The sequence below is a fragment of the Atlantibacter sp. genome (assembly GCF_032062175.1).
In the GTDB taxonomy this organism is placed as follows: Bacteria; Pseudomonadota; Gammaproteobacteria; order Enterobacterales; family Enterobacteriaceae; genus Atlantibacter.
Map to the genome: position 1 here is coordinate 52,242 of NZ_DAMBQK010000022.1, position 20,416 is coordinate 72,657.

Below are 20,416 nucleotides of genomic sequence, written 5' to 3' on the forward strand. Positions count from 1 at the left end.
AATGTTGAGAAATAGAAAAAATGCGGGGGGTAACGATACGGCGAAAGCGCGTTCCGCCGTGGGGAGGTTAGAGCTTGCCGGTATAATGCCAGGCGAGATAGCGCAGTAAACGAAGCTGGCGGGTGATGCGGCTGGGCTGGGAAAGCAGACGATACAGCCACTCCAGGCCGAGACGCTGCCAGGCTTTTGGTGCGCGCTTTACATGACCGGTGAACACATCGTAGGTGCCGCCGACGCCCATATAGAGCGCATCCGGGTAGACCTGACGGCAGTCGCGCATGAAAATTTCTTGCCGTGGAGAGCCCATCGCCACGGTAATGATTTTTGCGCCACTGTCGCGGATCCGCTCAAACAGCGCCTGACGCGCTGCCGGTGGAAAATAGCCATCCTGCTCGCCGACCACATTGACCTGCCAACGCTGCCGCAACTGGCTGGCCGTTTCGTCCAGCACCTGAGGTTTACCACCTATCAGAAACACCGGCGTGCCCTCCTGCCCGGCGCGCGCCATTAAGGCTTCCCACAGATCCGCGCCTGCAACGCGGGATATCTGAGCCTGCGGATATTTTTTGCGTACAGAGCGAACAACGCTGATGCCATCTGCGTATTTGTATTCCGCCGCCTCAATCAGCGCCCTGACATCCGCATCGTCATTGAGCGTGAGCATCTTTTCGGCGTTGATGGCCACCAGCGTCCCATATCTGAGGCGTCCATTCGCATAGAGGTAATCGAGGGCATGTTGTTTATCACGCCAACCGAGCAAATCCAGCCCGCGTAAGGTATAACGCGGCGCGGTAATGTCATCAGCCATCTGCTTCCTTATCCGAGATTGTGACCGGGCGGAAAACGCCCCGAAAGTGAACGGACTTTGCCACGAATCAACCCGGCACTTTCCAACATCCAGTACAGCAATTTGGCGATCAGCAAACAGGCACCGAAGACCACCATAAAAAACACCACGCGCGAGACAAACGAATCGAGACCTTCCCGGGCAAGCACGATCATATTAAAGATGGCTCCAAAGCAGAAACTCTGCAAAATCGCCGCCTTATAACGATTGTTTTCACTAAGGCCATGCTGATACACCCAGTCAAACCATTTAATAATCAAGCCGACTACCACCGCGCCCAGTGGAATAAACCACACACCACCCATCACCACCAGCGAGCCGATCAGCGTCGGCGAAATCGCCAACCCGGAATGGTTGTTCAGGACTTCCCAGGTAAAATAGTTCGCCGAGTTAAGTACGATGCCAGGCCGATCCGGCCACAGCCAGGTGGGAATAAAGACGTAGAAGTCGCGCGCAATGGGCGCCAGCCCCTGAAATTCAATATTACCGTAGTTCTGTAACAGCAGCGCCAGGTTCTCCCACGGCGAGAAAGTATCGCGGGTTAAGTACAAGAACGTGTAAAACGCCTCGTCTCCGCTGACATCCAGGCCGTAGCGTTTCAGGGCCAGCCAGAACATGCCGACGATGCCCATCACCCCGGCTGCCGCCAGCATCCACAGCGAAATCCAGCCGCGAATAATACCGATGAACAGAAAAATCGCGAAAGCGATAATAATATTGGCCCGGGTTCCGCCGACAATCACGTAAGTCAGTAATCCAAAACCCACGGTGGCAATCAGGAAAAACAGCCATGCCTGGACACTCTGGCGCAGGAAATAGATCACCAGCATCGCCGGAATAAAGAAATAAAAGAAACGCTTCAGGGCCACGCCGGACACTTCACTGGAAAATATCTGGCTGTACGAATGCAGACGGAACAGCAAAAAGCCGTTGTGCATAAAGAAAATGCCCACGCTGACCAGCGCTACCGCCATCAACAGCATCCACGTCAACTGCGCCTCAACGCGATTCACCGAGAAAAGCTGGCGCGTTCGCTCGCTGCCGCGTGACCGTAGCCGGGTTTTATAGGTCACATAGTAGATCCCATAGAAGCACGCGGCGGCTAGCTGCGCCTGAAGCAGCACGTCCGCAGGCACCACGGCGACATCAAAGCGAAACACCAGTAAGGCGGTAAACGGAAAGCCGAAGAAAAAGGTCAGCAGGAACAATAAAGAGAAGAAAATATTAAAATTAAACCGCACCCGGCGGAATTCAAACCAGGTCGTGGTGGTAATAAACAGCGTCGCCAGCAGCCAGACGATGAACAGGCCGCTAAACTGCAACAAATTCATGATGCCTCTCCCGCCGCCACGCGTAACGCCTGATGCCAGCCTGTGAGATAGCCGGGCCGGAAGAAGGCGATGGTTGATTTATCCACCAGAGCAAGCTGACGCTGCGCTTCGCGAATAACCGTTTCGTTAAGTATATCGTCGGTGAACAAAACCGGCAGATGCTGTTCAGCCATATCCTGCCAGAACGGGTTTTGGCGGCTCAGCACGCAGGGGATCCCGGCCTGAATGAGCAGACACAGGGTGCCGATGCCCTGCTGGCGGGCAAAAATAAAATAACCCAGGTCGCAACGCCGCAGCATGGCGAGGTAATCGTCAAATGCCATCTGCTCGCGCAAAACATGCAAATTACCGGTGCTGAACAGCGACCGCCCGGCCTGCTCCACTTCCGTAATGTACGCCTGATTGTTGGCTGGATAGCCCATCGGCACAATTACGTCTACGTTATCGCCAAACTGCTGGTGAACGGCCTTCAACGCCGCAACATGTTCATTGCTTCTGTCGCCGGAGTTCCCCACCAGGAGGGTCAATTTGCCAGACGATGGCGCTTTTTCCAGCCCGTTCAGCGCCGGATCCATACGGGTAGGGAAATAGAGCAGCGAGCCTGGCACCGCAGGGTTACGCTGTTGGAAATAATTCAGATCGCCGCGCGTGGCGAAGACATGCCCAACGCGCTTGTGCGCCAGCCGGCGCAGAAAATAAAACAGCCGAAACTTGAGGCTGCGCGACGCTTCATACAAATCAGCACCCCAAATATGCCAGCTCACCTGTGAAGATGTCAGGCCACCCGTCAGCAACGCTATCCACAGCGGCGCATTGAATTGCCCATGGAAGAAGAAACGCTGCGTGCGATCGTGACGCGCCAGTTTGATAACCGCAGCGCTGAGCGCTTTTTTATCAGGATAACGGGCGATTTCCAGCGCCGGATACTCGCTTTGCAACAACGGATCCTGCGAGACCACCATAAAGCGGCGGGCAACGCTCCCCAGCGACGCTAATTCATCGTTGAAATAATGCAGCACGGTCTGGTTATGGTGGGGAATATCAGACCCCAGAATATGGATTAACGGGTTCATGCTTTCCTGCGCCAGAGTAAAAATATGCCGCAACATAAGGTGAAATAGACAATATAAGTGGCCATATACGCCTGCGCCGCGCCCAGCGCGCCGTGGGTAGGTATCAGCCAGCGGGAGAACCCGGTCAGCAGCGCAAACTGGCTGAGTTCCGCCAGGATATAAAAGCGCAGCGACGCTTTGGCAATCACCAGATAACCAAAGACGTAAGCGCCCACTTTCAGCACATCACCCACCAGCTGCCAGGCGAACAGATCGCGCATGGCGGTAAATTTCGCTGAAAACAGCAGCCAGATAGCGACATCGCGCAATACCCAGACGGTAAAACTCGCTGCCGCGACCGCCGGAAGCACGAACTTCAGCGAACGCACAACCTCGCGGGTAATGTCGTCTTTAGCGGTTAAGCGCGACAGCGTGGGCAGCAGCCAGACGCTGAACGTGGCGGTGATAAACTGCAAATAGGCGTCGGAAATGGTGCTCACCCCCTGCCAGATGCCGACCTCATCCCAGCTATACTGCGCCGCCATCAGGTTTCGCATCATCACATACGCCACCGGCAGCGTAACCGAGGTCATTAACGCCATCAGGGTAAATTTCGACAACTGCCTGGCGAGAGGGCCGTTCCAGCGCGGTTTGAGGTAACTAAACGGCACGTGTTCACGCTTTTTCAGCATCCATAACGCCGGGAATACCACCAGTGCAGGCACCAGCGCCAGCCCCAGCAAGGCACCTTCGTAGCCGCCGAGGCGATAACACAGATACCAGGCGGCGACGCCAGTCACGCTGCCAACAATCAGCGAGAGCGCATTGCCGCGCGCATCGCGAAAGCCTTTCAGAATAGCCAGCGTCAGGTTAGCCCAGGCGATACCCATCTGGATAAAAGCCACCAGCCGCACCACATTCTGGTAGCGATCGTGCCCAAACAGGCCAATGCTGATGGGCTGCGCGGCCAGTAAAAAAATCACCGCCAATAGCGTAGAAAACCCCAGCACCATTGATGACGACGTCCCGGTGACCTGCTTTAACGCATCGGGATTGTCATGATGCTGGGCGACCAGTTTCGTCACGCCGTTAAAAATTCCAGCACCCGCCAGTACGCCCAACACCGTAATCAGCTGACGAAAGTTTCCTGCCTGTCCGACCCCTTCCGGGCCAAACGCCACCGCCAGCAGTTTGATAACCAGCAAACCAGCGGCAATCTTGATAAGCGTGGACGCTGCCGTCCACACTGAGGCTTTTGCAAGAGACATATCAGGCGAAATAACTTAACAGCGAATTGATAACCGTACGCTGGTTGAAAGGCGCCAGATTGTAGAACAGCGGTAACCGCAGCAGGCGTTCGCTTTCGCGGGTGGTGTAGCGGTCTTCGCCATGAAGTTCGCCAAATTTCTCGCCTGCCGGACAGCTGTGCAACGGGATATAGTGGAATACCGCCAGGATTTCTGCCTCTTTAAGCCAGGCAATCAAATTGCTGCGATCGTCGATATCGCGCAGTTTGATATAAAACATATGCGCGTTATGGCTACAGGACTCCGGGATCGAAGGCAACTCGATGCGCCCTGCACGAGCCAGCGGCTCAAGCGCGTCAAAATAGGTCTGCCATAGCGCCAGACGCTGTTGGTTGATGCGGTCCGCCGCGTCGAGCTGTGCCCAAAGATAGGCCGCCTGGAGATCTGACATTAAATAGCTGGAGCCGATGTCCCGCCAGGTGTATTTATCCACCAGCCCACGGAAAAACTGGCTGCGGTTAGTGCCTTTCTCGCGAATAATTTCCGCCCGCTCAGTCAGTTTGGGATCGTTGATCAGCGTCGCGCCGCCTTCGCCTCCGGCGGTGTAATTCTTGGTTTCATGAAAACTGAAGCAGCCGATATGACCAATCGTGCCTAACGCCCGGCCTTTATAGGTGGACATCACCCCCTGTGCCGCGTCTTCCACCACATACAGCTCATGCTTCTTTGCAATGGCCATGATGGTATCCATTTCGCAGGCGACGCCCGCATAGTGCACCGGCACAATGACACGGGTTTTATCGGTAATTGCCGCTTCAATCAGTGACTCGTCAATGTTCATGGTATCGGGGCGCAGATCGACAAAGACGATTTTCGCGCCGCGCAGCACAAAAGCATTGGCAGTCGACACGAAGGTATAGCTTGGCATGATGACTTCATCGCCGGGCTGGATATCCAGCAACAATGCCGCCATCTCCAGCGACGCAGTGCAGGACGGGGTAAGAAGGACTTTTTCGCTGCCGAAGCGCTGCTCAAACCATTGCTGGCAGCGGCGGGTGAAGCCGCCATCGCCGCATAATTTTCCACTGCCCATTGCAGACTGCATGTAGTCAATTTCCGTTCCAACCACGGGCGGAGCATTAAATGGGATCATCTGTTCACCTGTATAACCAATACGCGGCGCTGTCCAGGGTAGCACCGCTTTGAATGTAGCGACGAATGGCGGCGCGATTGCCCATTTGGGTAGCCACGCGCAACACCGCTGATTGATGAACTTCACACCAGTGGCGCGCGGCGTCCATCAGAATACGTCCAGCCCCAAAACCGCCCAGCAAGCCGATACGCGCTTCGCCGCTGTTAAGCTGGCGCAACGTGACAAATCCCCGGATCGCACCACCGTCATCACGCATTACCTGGCAGGTATGATCGAAACTGCCATTGACCGCATTTTCTACCCACTGCGCGTAAAAACGCCCGCTGGCGTCAGGGGCGTACCAGGGCGTACGAAAGCGGCTATTAGCAAACAGCGTGGTCGCCATCGCACGAAGAGCGGGAATATCGCGGCTCTGCGCAGGCTGAAGACCGGGGTTGTCGTTGCCAACACCGATATCGAGCACAAAATCCACCTCGCCTTCCACCACCTGAAACTGCAACTGTTGCAGGCTATCCAGCCAGTCCGTGCGCTGTGCGGGCACTTTTGCCTGTAACCGAGGCCAGACGGCTAACTGCGACGGATCAACCTGCGCGGCATCATCCGCGAGCCGGAGGATCGCGCTGTTAATGCCGAAAAATCGGCTTTCCCATTCCAGGGGGTCAATACTGGCGCGGACGGGCACGAAGCAGCTCCAGTAAATAACGCCCATAACCCGTCTTCACAAGGCGTTCTGCGGCGCGCTTAACGCCATCATCATCCAGCCATCCATTACGCCAGGCGATCTCTTCCAGACAGGCAATCTTGAATCCCTGGCGCTTCTCGACGGTTTGCACAAAAGTGCTGGCTTCGATCAGGCTGTCATGGGTACCCGTATCCAGCCAGGCGAATCCACGGCCTAACAGTTCTACAGAGAGCGTGCCTTGTTCCAGGTACATTTGATTGATGGAGGTGATTTCAAGTTCGCCGCGCCCGGAGGGTTTGACCTTTTTCGCGTACTCGGCGACATGTTCATCATAAAAATAGAGACCGGTAACCGCCCAGTTGGATTTAGGCTGTTCAGGCTTTTCTTCAATGGAGAGCGCCCGGAAATTGTCATCAAACTCGACGACGCCGAAGCGTTCAGGATCCATCACCTGATAACCAAACACCGTCGCGCCCCCACTGCGGGCCGCGACATGCCTTAATTTCGGGCTGAACCCCTGTCCGAAGAAAATGTTGTCGCCTAATACCAGGCAGGAGGGCTGACCGTCGAGAAATGCTTCACCAATAATAAATGCCTGAGCAAGCCCGTCGGGGCTGGGTTGTTCAGCATACTGGAGGCTGATCCCAAAATCTGAGCCATCGCCAAGCAGACGCTGGTAGCTACTCAAATCTTCAGGTGTCGTGATCAACAAAATCTCACGAATCCCCGCCAGCATCAGCACGGAGAGCGGGTAGTAAATCATTGGCTTGTCATAGATGGGCAGAAGTTGCTTCGACACGCCGCGCGTGATGGGATGCAGACGCGTCCCTGAACCACCCGCCAGAATGATCCCCTTCATATCGTCTCTCCTGATAATTAACGCTGAAGACCCAGGCGCTCGCCCTGATAACTTCCGTCTAATACTTGCTGCCACCAGGCCGGATTCTGCAAATACCACTGCACCGTTTTACGAATACCGCTCTCAAATGATTCCTGTGGACGCCAGCCCAGCTCACGCTCGATTTTGCTGGCGTCAATGGCGTAACGCAGATCGTGGCCGGGGCGGTCCGCCACCCAGCTAATAAGGTTGCGGTACTGCGCAATACCTTGCGGTTTTTGAGGGACCAGCTCTTCAAGCAGATCGCAAATGGCAGTCACCACATCGATATTTTTACGTTCGTTATGCCCGCCAATATTCCATGTTTCGCCAATTGCCCCCTGGGTAGCCACCAGGTAGAGCGCACGAGCATGGTCCTCAACGTATAACCAGTCGCGGATTTGCTGCCCATCGCCATAAACCGGCAGCGGCTTTCCTGCCAGCCCGTTCAGTATCATCAGCGGGATCAGTTTTTCCGGGAAATGATAGGGCCCGTAATTGTTAGAGCAATTCGTCATCAGCGTAGGCAATCCGTAGGTGCGCTGCCAGGCACGAACCAAATGATCGCTGCCCGCCTTCGTCGCAGAATAGGGGCTGCTGGGAGCGTAAGCCGTGGTCTCGGTAAAAAAGTCATCGCTGCTGTGAAGGTCGCCATACACCTCATCAGTGGAGATGTGATGGAAACGAAAGCGCGCTTTACCTGGCGCATCCAGTGAGTTGCACCAGGCGCGGGCGGCTTCAAGCAGCGTATAGGTTCCGACAATATTGGTTTCGATAAAGGCAGCAGGCCCGTCGATTGACCGATCAACATGGCTTTCCGCCGCCAGATGCATAACGATATCCGGCCGCCAGGTTGTGAATACCCGATCCAGCTCGGCTCTGTCGACAATATCCACTTTTTCAAAAGCAAAGCGCGGGTTGTCGGCAACCGGCGCAAGCGAGGCAAGGTTGCCGGCGTACGTCAGCTTATCCACGACAACCACACTGTCGGCGGTGTCATTAATGATATGTCTGACCACCGCAGAACCAATAAACCCCGCGCCGCCGGTAACCAGAATACGTTTCATCGCCATACCCCTTTGGTATCGACAATCCATGCCTGCTGCACGGCGCTGCCCTCAATAGCTTTAAACGACGCATGATCGACCAGCATGACCAGCACATCAGCCTGCGCCAGCGCATCGTCAATCGTGACCAGCTTACAGTGCGGCGCAAGGCTTTCGGGCAACGCATGAATATTGGGCTCCACCACCAGCGTTTCGCCGCTGTTCCACTGGGCGATTTGATGAGCGATTTCCATCGCCGGGCTTTCGCGCAAATCATCAATATTGGGTTTAAATGCCAGGCCAAAACAGGCGACTTTCAGTTCGCTGGCGCGCTTGCCGCTGGCGTTAAGGCAATCGGCGACGGTCGCTTTAACGCGCTCAAGCACCCAGCGCGGTTTGTAATCGTTCACTTCACGGGCGATGCGGATAAGACGCGCCTGCTGCGGATTCTGCGCCACGATAAACCACGGGTCGACCGCGATACAGTGTCCACCTACGCCTGGGCCAGGTTGCAAAATATTGACGCGCGGATGGCGGTTCGCCAGGCGAATCAGTTCCCATACGTTGATGTCTTGATCGGCGCAAATCAGCGACAGCTCATTGGCAAAAGCGATATTTACATCGCGGAAGCTGTTTTCAGTAAGTTTGCACATTTCAGCGGTGCGGGCGTTAGTTACCACACACTCGCCCTCCAGGAAGATGCAATACAGTTCACTGGCGCGCGCAGAACATACCGCCGTCATCCCACCGACGACGCGGTCATTTTTAATCAGCTCGACCATCACCTGGCCCGGCAGCACTCGCTCCGGGCAATAGGCGATGTTGATATCGGCATCATCACCGGCCTGCTGGGGGAAGCTGAGATCCGGGCGTAACGCCGCCAGCCACTGCGCCATTTGTTCGGTAGTGCCAACGGGAGAGGTAGACTCCAGGATCACCAGGTTGCCTTTACGCAATACCGGCGCGATAGACTCCACAGCGGCCTGAACATATTGCATATCGGGCTGGTGTTCTCGTTTAAACGGCGTCGGCACAGCAATCAAAAAAGCATCCGCTTCAACAGGCTGCGTAGTTGCGCTTAGAAATCCGTTTTCAACGGCAGCTTTCACTACACTGCCGAGCTCCGGTTCAACAATATGAATTTCACCTCGGTTAATCGTCTCAACCGCACGAGGATTGATATCAACCCCTATGACCCGCGTCTTGCGCGATGCAAAAGCGGCAGCAGTCGGTAAACCGATATATCCCAGTCCAATCACTGAAATAGTAGAAAAACTCATAGTGTGATCCGATTATTCTTTAACGCTTGCAAAATGCGAGCGCAGGCTTTTCCATCGCCATAAGGATTATGAGCCCGGCTCATCGCCTGGTATTCCGTATCGTCATTAAGTAGCTGAGATACCTCAGCGACAATGCGCGCACTATCGGTGCCCACCAGACGTACCGTTCCTGCTTCGATCGCTTCTGGTCGTTCAGTGGTTTCACGCATCACTAACACGGGTTTACCCAATGAAGGTGCCTCTTCCTGAATTCCGCCTGAATCCGTCAAAATCAGCCACGCGCGATTCATTAACCATACAAATGGCAGGTAATCCTGCGGTTCAATCAAAATGACATTCTCGACCTGGCCAAGAATACGGTTTACCGGCTCGCTGACATTCGGATTGAGATGTACCGGATAGACAATCTGTACATCCTGATTTTCGCGAGCAATATCCGCCAGCGCCTGGCAAATATGCTCAAACCCCTGACCAAAACTTTCACGGCGGTGCCCTGTGACCAGAATTAATTTTTTATCGTCGCGCAAAAAAGGATAACGAGAGGCGAGCTCGCGTTGGCGTGACTCATCGCTAAGGAGAGAATCACGCACCGAAATCAACGCGTCGATTACCGTATTGCCGGTAACAAAAATGCGTTCGTCCGGTATATTTTCGCGTAACAGGTTGGTACGTGAATTCTTTGTGGGCGCAAAGTGGTACATCGCAAGATGGCCAGTCAGCGTTCGGTTTGCCTCTTCCGGCCACGGTGAAGACAGATCACCCGTGCGTAAACCCGCCTCAACATGTCCAACCGGAATGCGTTGATAAAACGCAGCAAGGCTGGCGGCCACGGTCGTCGTGGTGTCGCCATGGACTAACACCACATCAGGTTTAAATTCTTCAAGGACTGGCTTTAATCCTTCAAGTATCCGACAGGTTATCTCCGTTAATCCCTGCCCCGGTTTCATAATGTTGAGATCGTAATCCGGTACGATAGAAAACAAATGCAGTACCTGATCCAGCATCTCCCGGTGCTGTGCGGTTACACAGACCCTGGCATCGAAATACGGGTCTTTTGCCAGCGCATGTACCAGAGGTGCCATCTTGATAGCTTCAGGACGCGTGCCAAAAACGGTTAATACTTTCACAACGCTTCTCTTCTGTTTAATCCTGCGCGCAGGCTTGCGCGCATTGAAAAATGCTTATACGGGACGACGACGGGCCAGGGCAACACCCGCACCAATGAGCGCGCCGACAGCACCCCACATAATCATCAGGAATGCTCTGCGCGGACTGTCGCGCTTCACCGGTTCTTCAGGCGTTCTCAAATAACGATAGGTCTGAAAACGGGGATCGAGCGATGGACCGACATTCAGCGTCGTGAGCATCGCCCGATTTTGGTCATAGCTGATATCAAAAGAAGGCCCGACCGCCTGCAGATTCTCAAGGCGTGCCTGCAACATCGGACGGCCCAGCATAAACAGTTCAGAATCGGGTAATTCTTCCGCCGGGACCTGCGTTTCGCTGGTGGAGATATTGTGTTGTTGGGCGATTTTTAACGCCTCCTGCACACTTTGCACTTTGCGGCTAAAGATGGATTTGGCCACGGCTTCCTGGCGTTTTACCTGCGCTTTCATCTGGATGGTCCGCGCGGCCCAGGCACCTTTCAGCTCGTCATTTAAGTGGCTGGCGGCGCGCTCGCTGGCAAACGCCACGTACTGGCGTAGCAGGTTATTAGCGTCCGGCGCGGTTTCCGCGATCAGCTTAACGCTGTCATTCACGTTGCGGGTGAAATCCCCTGCGGTGAACTGGATATTGCCGATCAGTTCATCAAGCAGCGCCGCATCAACTTTGCTGTTTCCGGCTTTACGCTGCTGGTAATAATCCGTTTGCAGCCAAAAATCACGGCGGGTATCCCAGGCAGATAACTGCATGATGAATTCTTTATATGCATCATCCATGACTGAAGGCTGCTCAACGCCGTTGGGATTTGTTTTCACGTCCAGGTTGCGCAGGAACTGTTGCTGAGAGTAGTAGCTGCCCAACATATTCACCGTGGGCCGATCGGTAATAGCCGTTGCACTCCACTCCTGGCGAGCAAAAATGGTGTACACCAGCGCGCCGAGAATAAACAGCGCGGCAAAACCAACGATCCAGATTTTGCCTGCCCAGAACGTGCGGAACAAACCGCGCACGTCCAGTTCATTTTCAACCATCCCGTGTTGCATGCCTGGCAATTGCTCTTTCATCACTTCCCCAGCTTCATTTGGTTAATGTCGGGTTGTTATCGTTATTTCTGCGCATACGGCGCTTGATGCGCTTGATCAGACGCGCGACTTTCCACGCTCGCTTAATACAGTACCCGTACAGGAAAAATGCTAGCAAGAACAATGCCAACATCACCCATTCAGGAATGAAATGTGCGTATTCAGAAGCAACGCCGATTCCCGCCAGCAGCGCAGCTGCCAGCGTAATCAGTACAAAGGCTTGTCGGGAAGTAAAACCAGCCCGCATGATCAGATGATGAATATGCTGGCGATCAGGGGAGAAAGGGCTCATGCCACGACGTAAGCGGCGATACATAATCGCGACCATATCCATTAACGGGATCGCGATAATCCATAACGCGGTAACCGGGCTAATCGGATGGGTAACGCCCTGGGTGGTTTCCAGCAGGATCCAGATGACGGTAAAACCAATCAACGTACTACCTGCATCACCCATGAACACTTTATAGCGGCGGCCCAGTACGCCGAGATTTGACAGAATATACGGCAGAATGGCCGCGATCATGGCGAAGCACCACATGGCCAGGCTGAGCTGCCCATCGAACCACAAAATCAGCCCCATGGCGGCAAACGACACGCAGGAGAGGCCGCCGAGCAGCCCGTCGATGCCATCCACCATATTGAACGCGTTGATAGCGGCCCATACCGCAAACAGCGTCAGGAAATAGCCGAACGGACCGAGCACCATCTCCCAGGAGCCGAAAATATAGCCCAGGCTGCTCATGTACAACCCGCCAAACCACATCATAACGACAGCGATTATCGCCTGAATTAACGCACGGATTTTGACACTGATATCGAAACGATCGTCCAGCGCGCCCACCAGCACCAGTACCCCGGCGCACGACAAGTACAACATGGCATGGGGGATATAGTAGTCAGCAATCGCAAAAGTAAAGCAGATGCCTGCAAAGACGGAAATGCCGCCGACCAGAGGAATTAATCCTTGATGGCGTTTGCGGAAATTGGGCTTATCCACCAATCCAATTTTTTTAGCCACTTTACGGGCGAAAAAAAGAAAAATGGTTGTGAATAAAAAGATACCGATTAGCTCGGCACCCGAGGTGATTAAATTCACAGTGTGCGCTCTCTGCAAAAGATAAGTCCGTTGGAAGTATAACCGCGAAGTCATTGCTTCAGAAGGGCGGTTATGCATCATCCTTGAATGGGACTATTTATTATTCAGCAAGATAAAGATAGCCAACTCACAGAAGTCACGCGACCTTGGCAGGGAAAAAACCCTGGAGCAAGAGGAAAATTCCGTATCCCAAAAACTATAATGAAAAACGCCACGACAAAGCGTGGCGTTCCCCGAGTTTTTACAACTTAAGAGCGCTTCATCATGTCGAAGAAATCATCGTTGGTCTTCGTCATGGCCAGCTTATTAATGAGGAATTCCATCGCGTCGATTTCGCCCATCGGGTGAATAATCTTGCGCAGGATCCACATTTTCTGCAGCTCTTCCTGAGTGGTGAGCAGCTCTTCTTTACGGGTACCGGAGCGGTTGTAATCAATCGCCGGGAACACGCGTTTTTCAGCAATCTTACGAGACAGGTGCAGTTCCATGTTGCCTGTACCTTTAAATTCTTCGTAGATAACTTCGTCCATTTTGGAGCCGGTATCGATCAGCGCGGTCGCGATGATGGTCAGGCTACCGCCCTCTTCCACGTTACGCGCGGCACCGAAGAAACGCTTCGGACGATGCAGGGCGTTGGCGTCCACACCACCGGTCAACACTTTACCGGAAGCCGGTACCACGGTGTTGTAGGCACGCGCCAGACGGGTAATAGAGTCGAGCAGAATGATCACGTCTTTCTTGTGCTCAACCAGGCGCTTGGCCTTCTCGATAACCATTTCCGCAACCTGCACGTGGCGGGAAGCCGGTTCGTCAAAGGTTGACGCAACCACTTCGCCTTTCACCAGACGCTGCATCTCGGTGACTTCTTCGGGACGTTCGTCAATCAGCAGCACCATCAGCACGCAGTCTGGATGGTTGTAGGCGATGCTCTGGGCGATGTTCTGCAGCAGCATGGTTTTACCGGCTTTCGGCGGTGCCACAATCAGGCCACGCTGACCACGACCAATCGGCGATGCCAAATCCAGTACGCGCGCGGTTAAATCCTCGGTTGAACCGTTGCCGCGCTCCATACGCAAACGGGAGTTCGCGTGCAGCGGGGTAAGGTTTTCGAACAGGATTTTGTTGCGGGCGTTTTCAGGTTTGTCGTAGTTGACTTCGTTAACTTTCAGCAGCGCAAAGTAACGCTCACCTTCTTTCGGCGGACGAATCTTACCGGAGATGGTATCCCCTGTGCGGAGGTTGAAACGGCGGATTTGGCTGGGAGAAACGTAGATGTCATCGGGGCCGGCAAGGTAGGAGCTGTCTGCGGAACGGAGGAAACCAAACCCGTCCTGCAATATCTCCAGCACACCGTCGCCAAAGATATCTTCGCCACTCTTAGCGTGTTGCTTCAGGATGGCGAAAATAATGTCCTGTTTGCGCATACGGGCCAGGTTTTCCAGCCCCATATTTTCGCCGAGAGTAATCAGCTCAGAAACCGGCGTATTCTTTAATTCGGTAAGATTCATAATGGTGGGTTCTTAAACTCGGGGTAAATCTCGAACTTAATGTTGTGAATGGTATGGCAGGAACATCCATGCCTGTTAACGGCCTTCATCTCATGTCTGTTCGTGGCCTGGTTGCAGGAAAGAACGCAGAACTGAAACGACAAGACGGAATGAATGATGAGCCCGGATAATAATCACTTCACGCGTGCTTAAAAGAAGTTTGTCTTTCAGCGCCGGGAAGTATTGGGTATTACAAGATTTAAACTATAAGGCAAGTTCAAACAGCAGTTGATAAACAACTTAGCACGACTATCGCCGGGCGTCCAGCGGTCCGAAAATTTTCCAGACCGTGCACGCGCCGGCTAAGAGGCAATTACGCCAGGTTAGCGTCCAGAAACTCTTTCAGCTGACCTTTAGACAACGCACCCACTTTAGTCGCAGCCACTTCGCCGTTTTTAAACAGCAACAGGGTTGGGATACCGCGGATACCGTATTTCGGTGCCGTGCCTGGGTTTTGGTCAATGTTTAGCTTGGCAATGGTCAATTTGCCCTGATATTCATCAGCGATTTCATCCAGAATCGGCGCAATCATTTTACAAGGGCCGCACCACTCTGCCCAGAAATCAACAAGAATCAACCCGTCCGCTTTAAGTACATCCGTGTCAAAACTGTCATCGGTCAGGTGAATAATTTTATCGCTCATGTTTTACTCCACAAGATTAGGCCTGGCGTGTTGGTGTAGCATTAACCAACATTAGGTTGACTTTATTTCACCGGATACGCTTTCGTAAAGCAATAGTTAGCTGATATTCTACCACACTATGAGCAAAACACATTTAACAGAACAGAAGTTTGCCGACTTCGCCCTGCACCCTGCGGTGATTGAAGCCCTTGAAAAGAAAGGCTTTCATAATTGCACTCCGATTCAGGCACTCGCACTTCCCCTGACGCTGGCGGGACGTGATGTTGCAGGACAGGCGCAAACCGGTACCGGCAAAACGATGGCGTTTTTAACGTCAACGTTTCATTATCTCCTTTCTAACCCGGCGATCGAAAACCGCCAGGTGAATCAGCCGCGCGCGATTATTATGGCGCCGACGCGCGAACTCGCCGTCCAGATTCACTCTGATGCAGAACCGCTCGCGCAGTCCACCGGCCTGAAAATCGGCCTGGCCTACGGCGGCGACGGTTACGATAAACAGCTTAAAGTGCTGGAAAGCGGCGTTGATATCCTGATCGGCACCACCGGTCGTTTAATCGACTACGCCAAACAGAACCACATTAATCTGGGTGCAATCCAGGTCGTGGTGCTTGATGAAGCGGATCGCATGTACGATCTCGGCTTTATTAAAGACATTCGTTGGTTGTTCCGTCGCATGCCGCCGGTGACCCAGCGTCTGAATATGCTGTTTTCCGCCACCCTTTCTTACCGCGTGCGTGAACTGGCTTTCGAGCAGATGAACAACGCGGAATATGTGGAAGTCGAACCGGAACAGAAAACCGGCCACCGCATTAAAGAAGAACTTTTCTATCCGTCCAACGAAGAAAAGATGCGTCTGCTGCAAACGCTGATTGAAGAAGAGTGGCCAGACCGCGCGATTATTTTCGCCAATACCAAACATCGTTGTGAAGATATTTGGGGCCATCTTGCCGCCGACGGTCATCGCGTCGGTTTGTTAACCGGCGACGTAGCGCAGAAAAAACGTCTGCGTATTCTTGAAGAATTTACCCGTGGCGATCTGGATATTCTGGTTGCGACCGACGTTGCGGCTCGTGGTTTACACATCCCAGCGGTAACGCATGTGTTCAACTACGACCTGCCGGACGACTGCGAAGATTACGTTCACCGCATTGGCCGTACCGGGCGTGCAGGCGCCAGCGGGCACTCCATCAGCCTGGCCTGTGAAGAGTACGCGTTGAACCTTCCGGCAATTGAAAGCTATATCAGCCACTCGATTCCGGTCAGCAAATATAACCCTGATGCGCTACTGAGCCAGCTGCCGCCGCCGAAACGCCTTACCCGCGTTCGTTCCGGCAATGGCCCGCGTCGCACCGGTGGCGCGCCCCGAAACCGTCGCCGCACAGGTTAACAGAGATGCCATCCGCCGCCTCGCTGTATGCAGCCATTGATCTCGGTTCGAATAGTTTTCATATGCTGGTCGTGCGTGAGGTGGCGGGAAGTATCCAGACCCTGACGCGCATCAAACGCAAAGTCCGTCTCGCGGCGGGCTTAAGCAGTGACAACACTCTCTCGCAAGAAGCAATGGAACGCGGCTGGCAATGCCTGCGGCTGTTCGCTGAACGTTTGCAGGATATCCCTTCCCTCCAGGTACGCGCCGTCGCCACCGCCACGTTGCGGCTCGCGGTCAACTCCGCCGAATTCATCGAAAAAGCACAGCAAATTTTAGGCTGCCCGGTTCAGGTGATCAGCGGTGAAGAAGAAGCGCGGTTGATTTATCAGGGCGTGGCGCATACCACGGGTGGCGCAGATCGTCGTCTGGTGGTGGATATTGGCGGTGCCAGTACCGAACTGGTGACCGGCACCGGCGCGCAGGCAACCTCGCTGTTTAGCCTGTCGATGGGGTGCGTGACCTGGCTTGAGCGTTTTTTCACCGATCGTAGCCTGACCAAAGAAAACTTCGATGCTGCACAGCACGCTGCCAGCGCGGTGTTACAACCGGTTATCGGCGAGCTGCAAAAACACGGCTGGCAAACCTGCGTCGGCGCATCCGGCACCGTACAGGCGCTACAGGAAATTATGATGGCGCAGGGCATGGACGAACGCATCACGCTTGCCAAGCTCGAACAGTTGAAACAGCGCGCTATTCATTGTGGCCGCCTGGAAGAGCTGGAAATCGAAGGACTGACGCTGGAGCGCGCGCTGGTATTCCCCAGCGGCCTCGCCATTCTGATCGCCATCTTTAAAGAACTGAAGATTGAGTGCATGACGCTGGCGGGCGGTGCGCTGCGCGAAGGGCTGGTCTACGGCATGCTGCATTTGTCGGTGGATCAGGATATTCGTAGCCGCACGCTGCGTAATATTCAGCGCCGGTTTTTAGTAGATACCGAACAGGCACAGCGCGTATCGCATCTGGCAGAAAAGTTTATCGCCCAGACGGCGAACGCCTGGCAACTGGATGAACTCAGCAAAGCGATGCTATATGCTGCGGCGCAACTGCATGAAATTGGTTTAAGCGTCGATTTCAAACAGGCACCGCTGCACGCCGCGTGGCTGGTGAGCAACCTTGATTTACCCGGCTTCACCCCCGCCCAGAAAAAGCTGCTGTCCACCCTGCTGTTGAATCAAACCAGCCCGGTAGATCTTTCTTCTTTGCACCAGCAAAACGCCGTGCCGCCGCGTGTGGCCGAGCAGCTGTGCCGTCTGCTGCGGCTGTCGATTATGTTCGCCAGCCGCCGTCGCGACGATACGCTGCCGACGGTAGATTTGTCGGCAAAGGGCGATACGCTCACCCTCACCCTGCCGGAAAACTGGTTATCCAGCCATCCGCTTGCCGCCGAATCGCTGGAGCAGGAACAGCTCTGGCAGAGTTACGTTCACTGGCCGTTAGACATTCATTAATCGTCTGCGCCCTTTTCCGGGCGCTTACGTATTGTTCTCGCCTCGCGCCTTTGCCATCATCGCCTTCAAATTCGCCAGATGCCCCTGTCCTTTCTGCATCCGCTCCTGAGGTGAAACCACCTTACGTTCCTGCTCCCAAAGCACATCGTCCTGCGGCAATTCCAGCAGGAAGCGGCTTGGTTCCGGGCGCACTAATTCCCCGTACTGGCGGCGCTCTTTGCACAGGGTAAACGTCAGCTCTTTCTGGGCGCGGGTGATCCCTACGTAGGCGAGCCGGCGCTCCTCATCGACGTTATCTTCATCAATGCTGCTCTGATGCGGCAACAGGCCCTCTTCCATGCCAACCAGGAAAACATAAGGGAATTCCAGACCCTTTGAGGCGTGCAGGGTCATCAACTGGACCTGATCGAGATCTTCTTCGCTTTCACCGCGTTCCATCATGTCGCGCAACGTGAAACGGGTGACAACCTGAGTAAGCGTCATCGGCTCCTCAAGCTCCGAGCCTTCCAGCATTTCAGTCATCCAGCTAAACAGCTGGTTAACGTTTTTCATGCGCATTTCCGCGGCTTTCTGGCTCGGTGAGGTCTCGTAAAGCCAGGATTCGTAATCAATCCCGTGGATCAGATCGCGCACCGCCGCCACCGGCTCGCGTTCCGCCAGGCGGGCTACATCGCCCAGCCAGTGGGTAAAGCGGGTTAAGGATTCATAGCCGCGCCCGGTGAGGGTCTGGCTCAGCCCCATATCGAAGCTGGCGGTGAACAGGCTCTTGTTGCGCTGGTTAGCCCATTCGCCCAGTTTTTGCAGCGTGGCAGGGCCGATTTCCCGGCGCGGCGTATTCACAATCCGCATAAACGCGCTGTCGTCGTCCGGGTTAGTGAGTATTCGCAGATAGGCCAGTAAATCCTTAATCTCCGGGCGCGAGAAGAACGACGTCCCGCCAGAGATGCGATACGGAATGCGGTTTTGCATCAGCAGTTTTTCAAACACCCGCGACTGGTGGTTACCCCGATAGAGGATGGCATAATCCTTGTACTGGGTTTTATTGATGAAGTGATGGGCAATAAGTTCACCCGCCACCCGCTCCGCTTCATGTTCTTCATGATTCGCAGAAAGCACTTTTAACTCAGTGCCATAACCCAGTTCAGAAAACAGCTTCTTTTCGAATACGTGCGGGTTATTGGCAATCAGGATATTCGCTGCCTTCAGGATGCGCCCTGATGAGCGGTAGTTCTGCTCCAGCTTAATCACCTGCAACGCCGGAAAATCTTTACTGAGCAACACCAGGTTTTGTGGTCGCGCGCCGCGCCAGGAGTAGATGGACTGATCGTCATCACCCACCACGGTAAACCGCGCCCGCGCGCCCACCAGCAGTTTCACCATTTCATACTGGCTGGTGTTGGTATCCTGATACTCATCCACCAGCAAATAGCGGATGCGGTTCTGCCAGCGCTCGCGTACTTCTTCATTGCGCTGTAAAAGCAGCGTCGGCAGCAGGATCAGGTCGTCAAAATCAAGGACGTTACAGGCTTTGAGATGGGCGTCATACAGGCTATAGCAATGGGCAAAAATGCGGTCACGCTCGCCTTTGGCCTGCGCCGCCGCCTGGGCCGGGTTCAGCAGGTCGTTTTTCCAGTTCGAAATGGTAGACAGCAGTTGCTGGTACAGGGATTTATCGTTCTCCACCAATCCGTCGGTGAGTTCCTTGATGAGCGCCAGCTGATCGGTGTCGTCGAACAGCGAGAAATTGGCCTTCATGCCTAAAGCTTTGTATTCGCGTTTGATAATATCAAGCCCAAGGGTATGGAACGTCGAGATCATCAGGCCGCGCGCCTCTTTGCGCCCGAGGGTTTGCGCCACGCGCTCTTTCATCTCGCGCGCTGCCTTATTGGTAAAGGTCACCGCCGCGATATGTTTTGCCTGGTAGCCGCAGCTGCGGATCAGGTGGGCGATTTTATTGGTGATCACGCGCGTCTTACCGGAGCCAGCGCCCGCCAGCACCAGGCAGGGGCCGGTGACGAATTCGACAGCGTGTTGTTGACCGGGGTTTAAACGCATGATGGTTGCTCAATCTTCGAACGGGGGAGGGATTGTAGCAAAAGCGGAACGAGGAATTAACGGCAATCCGGTGAGGGAATGGTAAAGTGAAGGCAAGCGAATGACTTCCCGGAGATTAATGATGGCAAGAACCGCAGCGGCCCTGCATATCCTCGTCAAGACCGAAAAGCTGGCGCTGGAGATCATGCAAAAACTCGAGCGCGGTGTCAGTTTTGATACCCTGGCAAAACGCTACTCCAGTTGCCCATCCGGGCGCAACGGCGGCAATCTGGGCGAGTTCAGCAAAGGTGCGATGGTCGCCCCTTTTGACCAGGCGGTGTTTAGTTGCCCACTGTTAAAACCTTTCGGACCAGTAAAAACTAAATTCGGCTATCACATCATTAAGGTGTTGTATCGCCATTAAGGATCGCTACTATAGCCGCCGTAATCCCTAT

At 54.2% G+C, this 20,416-nt stretch carries 18 protein-coding genes; 3 read left to right on the top strand and 15 right to left on the bottom strand.

The window, feature by feature from the left end:
• Positions 1-67: 67 nt before the first annotated feature.
• The 14 genes from wecG to trxA form a co-directional block, all read right to left on the bottom strand.
• Entirely contained in the window at positions 68-808 is a 741-nt protein-coding gene (gene wecG / locus RT120_RS17345; protein WP_312984560.1) for a lipopolysaccharide N-acetylmannosaminouronosyltransferase, read from the bottom strand.
• Positions 809-816: 8 nt separating this feature from the next.
• Positions 817-2,178, bottom strand: a complete 1,362-nt coding sequence (gene wzyE, locus RT120_RS17350; RefSeq protein WP_312984562.1) for an ECA oligosaccharide polymerase — start codon at positions 2,176-2,178, stop codon at positions 817-819.
• Positions 2,175-3,251 (bottom strand): TDP-N-acetylfucosamine:lipid II N-acetylfucosaminyltransferase, encoded by a 1,077-nt coding sequence (locus RT120_RS17355; RefSeq protein ID WP_312984564.1) that lies wholly within the window; start codon positions 3,249-3,251, stop codon positions 2,175-2,177. The genes wzyE and RT120_RS17355 overlap by 4 nt, the downstream gene beginning before the upstream one ends.
• A complete protein-coding gene (gene wzxE / locus RT120_RS17360) occupies positions 3,248-4,498 on the bottom strand; it encodes a lipid III flippase WzxE (protein ID WP_312984567.1) in 1,251 nt (416 codons plus the stop codon). The genes RT120_RS17355 and wzxE overlap by 4 nt, the downstream gene beginning before the upstream one ends.
• Before the next feature lies 1 nt (position 4,499).
• Positions 4,500-5,630, bottom strand: a complete 1,131-nt coding sequence (rffA, locus tag RT120_RS17365; RefSeq protein ID WP_312984569.1) for a dTDP-4-amino-4,6-dideoxygalactose transaminase — start codon at positions 5,628-5,630, stop codon at positions 4,500-4,502.
• Positions 5,631-5,634: 4 nt separating this feature from the next.
• Positions 5,635-6,312, bottom strand: coding sequence for a dTDP-4-amino-4,6-dideoxy-D-galactose acyltransferase (rffC, locus tag RT120_RS17370; protein WP_312984571.1), 678 nt, complete (start codon positions 6,310-6,312; stop codon positions 5,635-5,637).
• Positions 6,290-7,171, bottom strand: a complete 882-nt coding sequence (gene rfbA, locus RT120_RS17375) for a glucose-1-phosphate thymidylyltransferase RfbA (RefSeq protein WP_312984573.1) — start codon at positions 7,169-7,171, stop codon at positions 6,290-6,292. The genes rffC and rfbA overlap by 23 nt, the downstream gene beginning before the upstream one ends.
• Before the next feature lie 17 nt (positions 7,172-7,188).
• Positions 7,189-8,256: a dTDP-glucose 4,6-dehydratase gene (rffG, locus tag RT120_RS17380; RefSeq protein ID WP_312984575.1), complete on the bottom strand. Its 1,068-nt coding sequence runs from the start codon at positions 8,254-8,256 to the stop codon at positions 7,189-7,191.
• Positions 8,253-9,515: a UDP-N-acetyl-D-mannosamine dehydrogenase gene (gene wecC / locus RT120_RS17385; RefSeq protein WP_312984577.1), complete on the bottom strand. Its 1,263-nt coding sequence runs from the start codon at positions 9,513-9,515 to the stop codon at positions 8,253-8,255. Before wecC ends, rffG begins: the two co-directional genes overlap by 4 nt.
• The gene (gene wecB / locus RT120_RS17390; RefSeq protein WP_312984578.1) at positions 9,512-10,642 is read right to left on the bottom strand and encodes a non-hydrolyzing UDP-N-acetylglucosamine 2-epimerase; all 1,131 of its coding nucleotides are present in this window, start codon (positions 10,640-10,642) and stop codon (positions 9,512-9,514) included. Before wecB ends, wecC begins: the two co-directional genes overlap by 4 nt.
• A gap of 54 nt (positions 10,643-10,696) precedes the next feature.
• A complete protein-coding gene (wzzE, locus tag RT120_RS17395; RefSeq protein ID WP_312984580.1) occupies positions 10,697-11,743 on the bottom strand; it encodes an ECA polysaccharide chain length modulation protein in 1,047 nt (348 codons plus the stop codon).
• A gap of 13 nt (positions 11,744-11,756) precedes the next feature.
• Positions 11,757-12,860, bottom strand: a complete 1,104-nt coding sequence (wecA, locus tag RT120_RS17400) for a UDP-N-acetylglucosamine--undecaprenyl-phosphate N-acetylglucosaminephosphotransferase (RefSeq protein WP_312984583.1) — start codon at positions 12,858-12,860, stop codon at positions 11,757-11,759.
• A gap of 248 nt (positions 12,861-13,108) precedes the next feature.
• Positions 13,109-14,368, bottom strand: a complete 1,260-nt coding sequence (gene rho / locus RT120_RS17405) for a transcription termination factor Rho (RefSeq protein ID WP_002437993.1) — start codon at positions 14,366-14,368, stop codon at positions 13,109-13,111.
• A 352-nt stretch (positions 14,369-14,720) separates the two neighbouring features.
• A complete protein-coding gene (gene trxA, locus RT120_RS17410) occupies positions 14,721-15,050 on the bottom strand; it encodes a thioredoxin TrxA (protein WP_002437994.1) in 330 nt (109 codons plus the stop codon).
• 118 nt (positions 15,051-15,168) lie between these two features.
• Between trxA and rhlB the strand changes: the two genes are divergently transcribed.
• Together rhlB and gppA are read left to right on the top strand one after the other, a co-directional pair.
• Complete coding sequence (gene rhlB / locus RT120_RS17415) at positions 15,169-16,437, top strand: ATP-dependent RNA helicase RhlB (RefSeq protein ID WP_312984585.1); 1,269 nt, start codon at positions 15,169-15,171, stop codon at positions 16,435-16,437.
• A gap of 5 nt (positions 16,438-16,442) precedes the next feature.
• Complete coding sequence (gene gppA / locus RT120_RS17420; protein WP_312984586.1) at positions 16,443-17,927, top strand: guanosine-5'-triphosphate,3'-diphosphate diphosphatase; 1,485 nt, start codon at positions 16,443-16,445, stop codon at positions 17,925-17,927.
• Between the two features lie 24 nt (positions 17,928-17,951).
• Here the strand turns inward: gppA and rep are convergent, their stop codons facing one another.
• A complete protein-coding gene (gene rep / locus RT120_RS17425; protein WP_312984588.1) occupies positions 17,952-19,982 on the bottom strand; it encodes a DNA helicase Rep in 2,031 nt (676 codons plus the stop codon).
• A 121-nt stretch (positions 19,983-20,103) separates the two neighbouring features.
• Between rep and ppiC the strand changes: the two genes are divergently transcribed.
• Positions 20,104-20,385, top strand: a complete 282-nt coding sequence (gene ppiC / locus RT120_RS17430) for a peptidylprolyl isomerase PpiC (RefSeq protein WP_125295434.1) — start codon at positions 20,104-20,106, stop codon at positions 20,383-20,385.
• Positions 20,386-20,416: the final 31 nt, after the last annotated feature.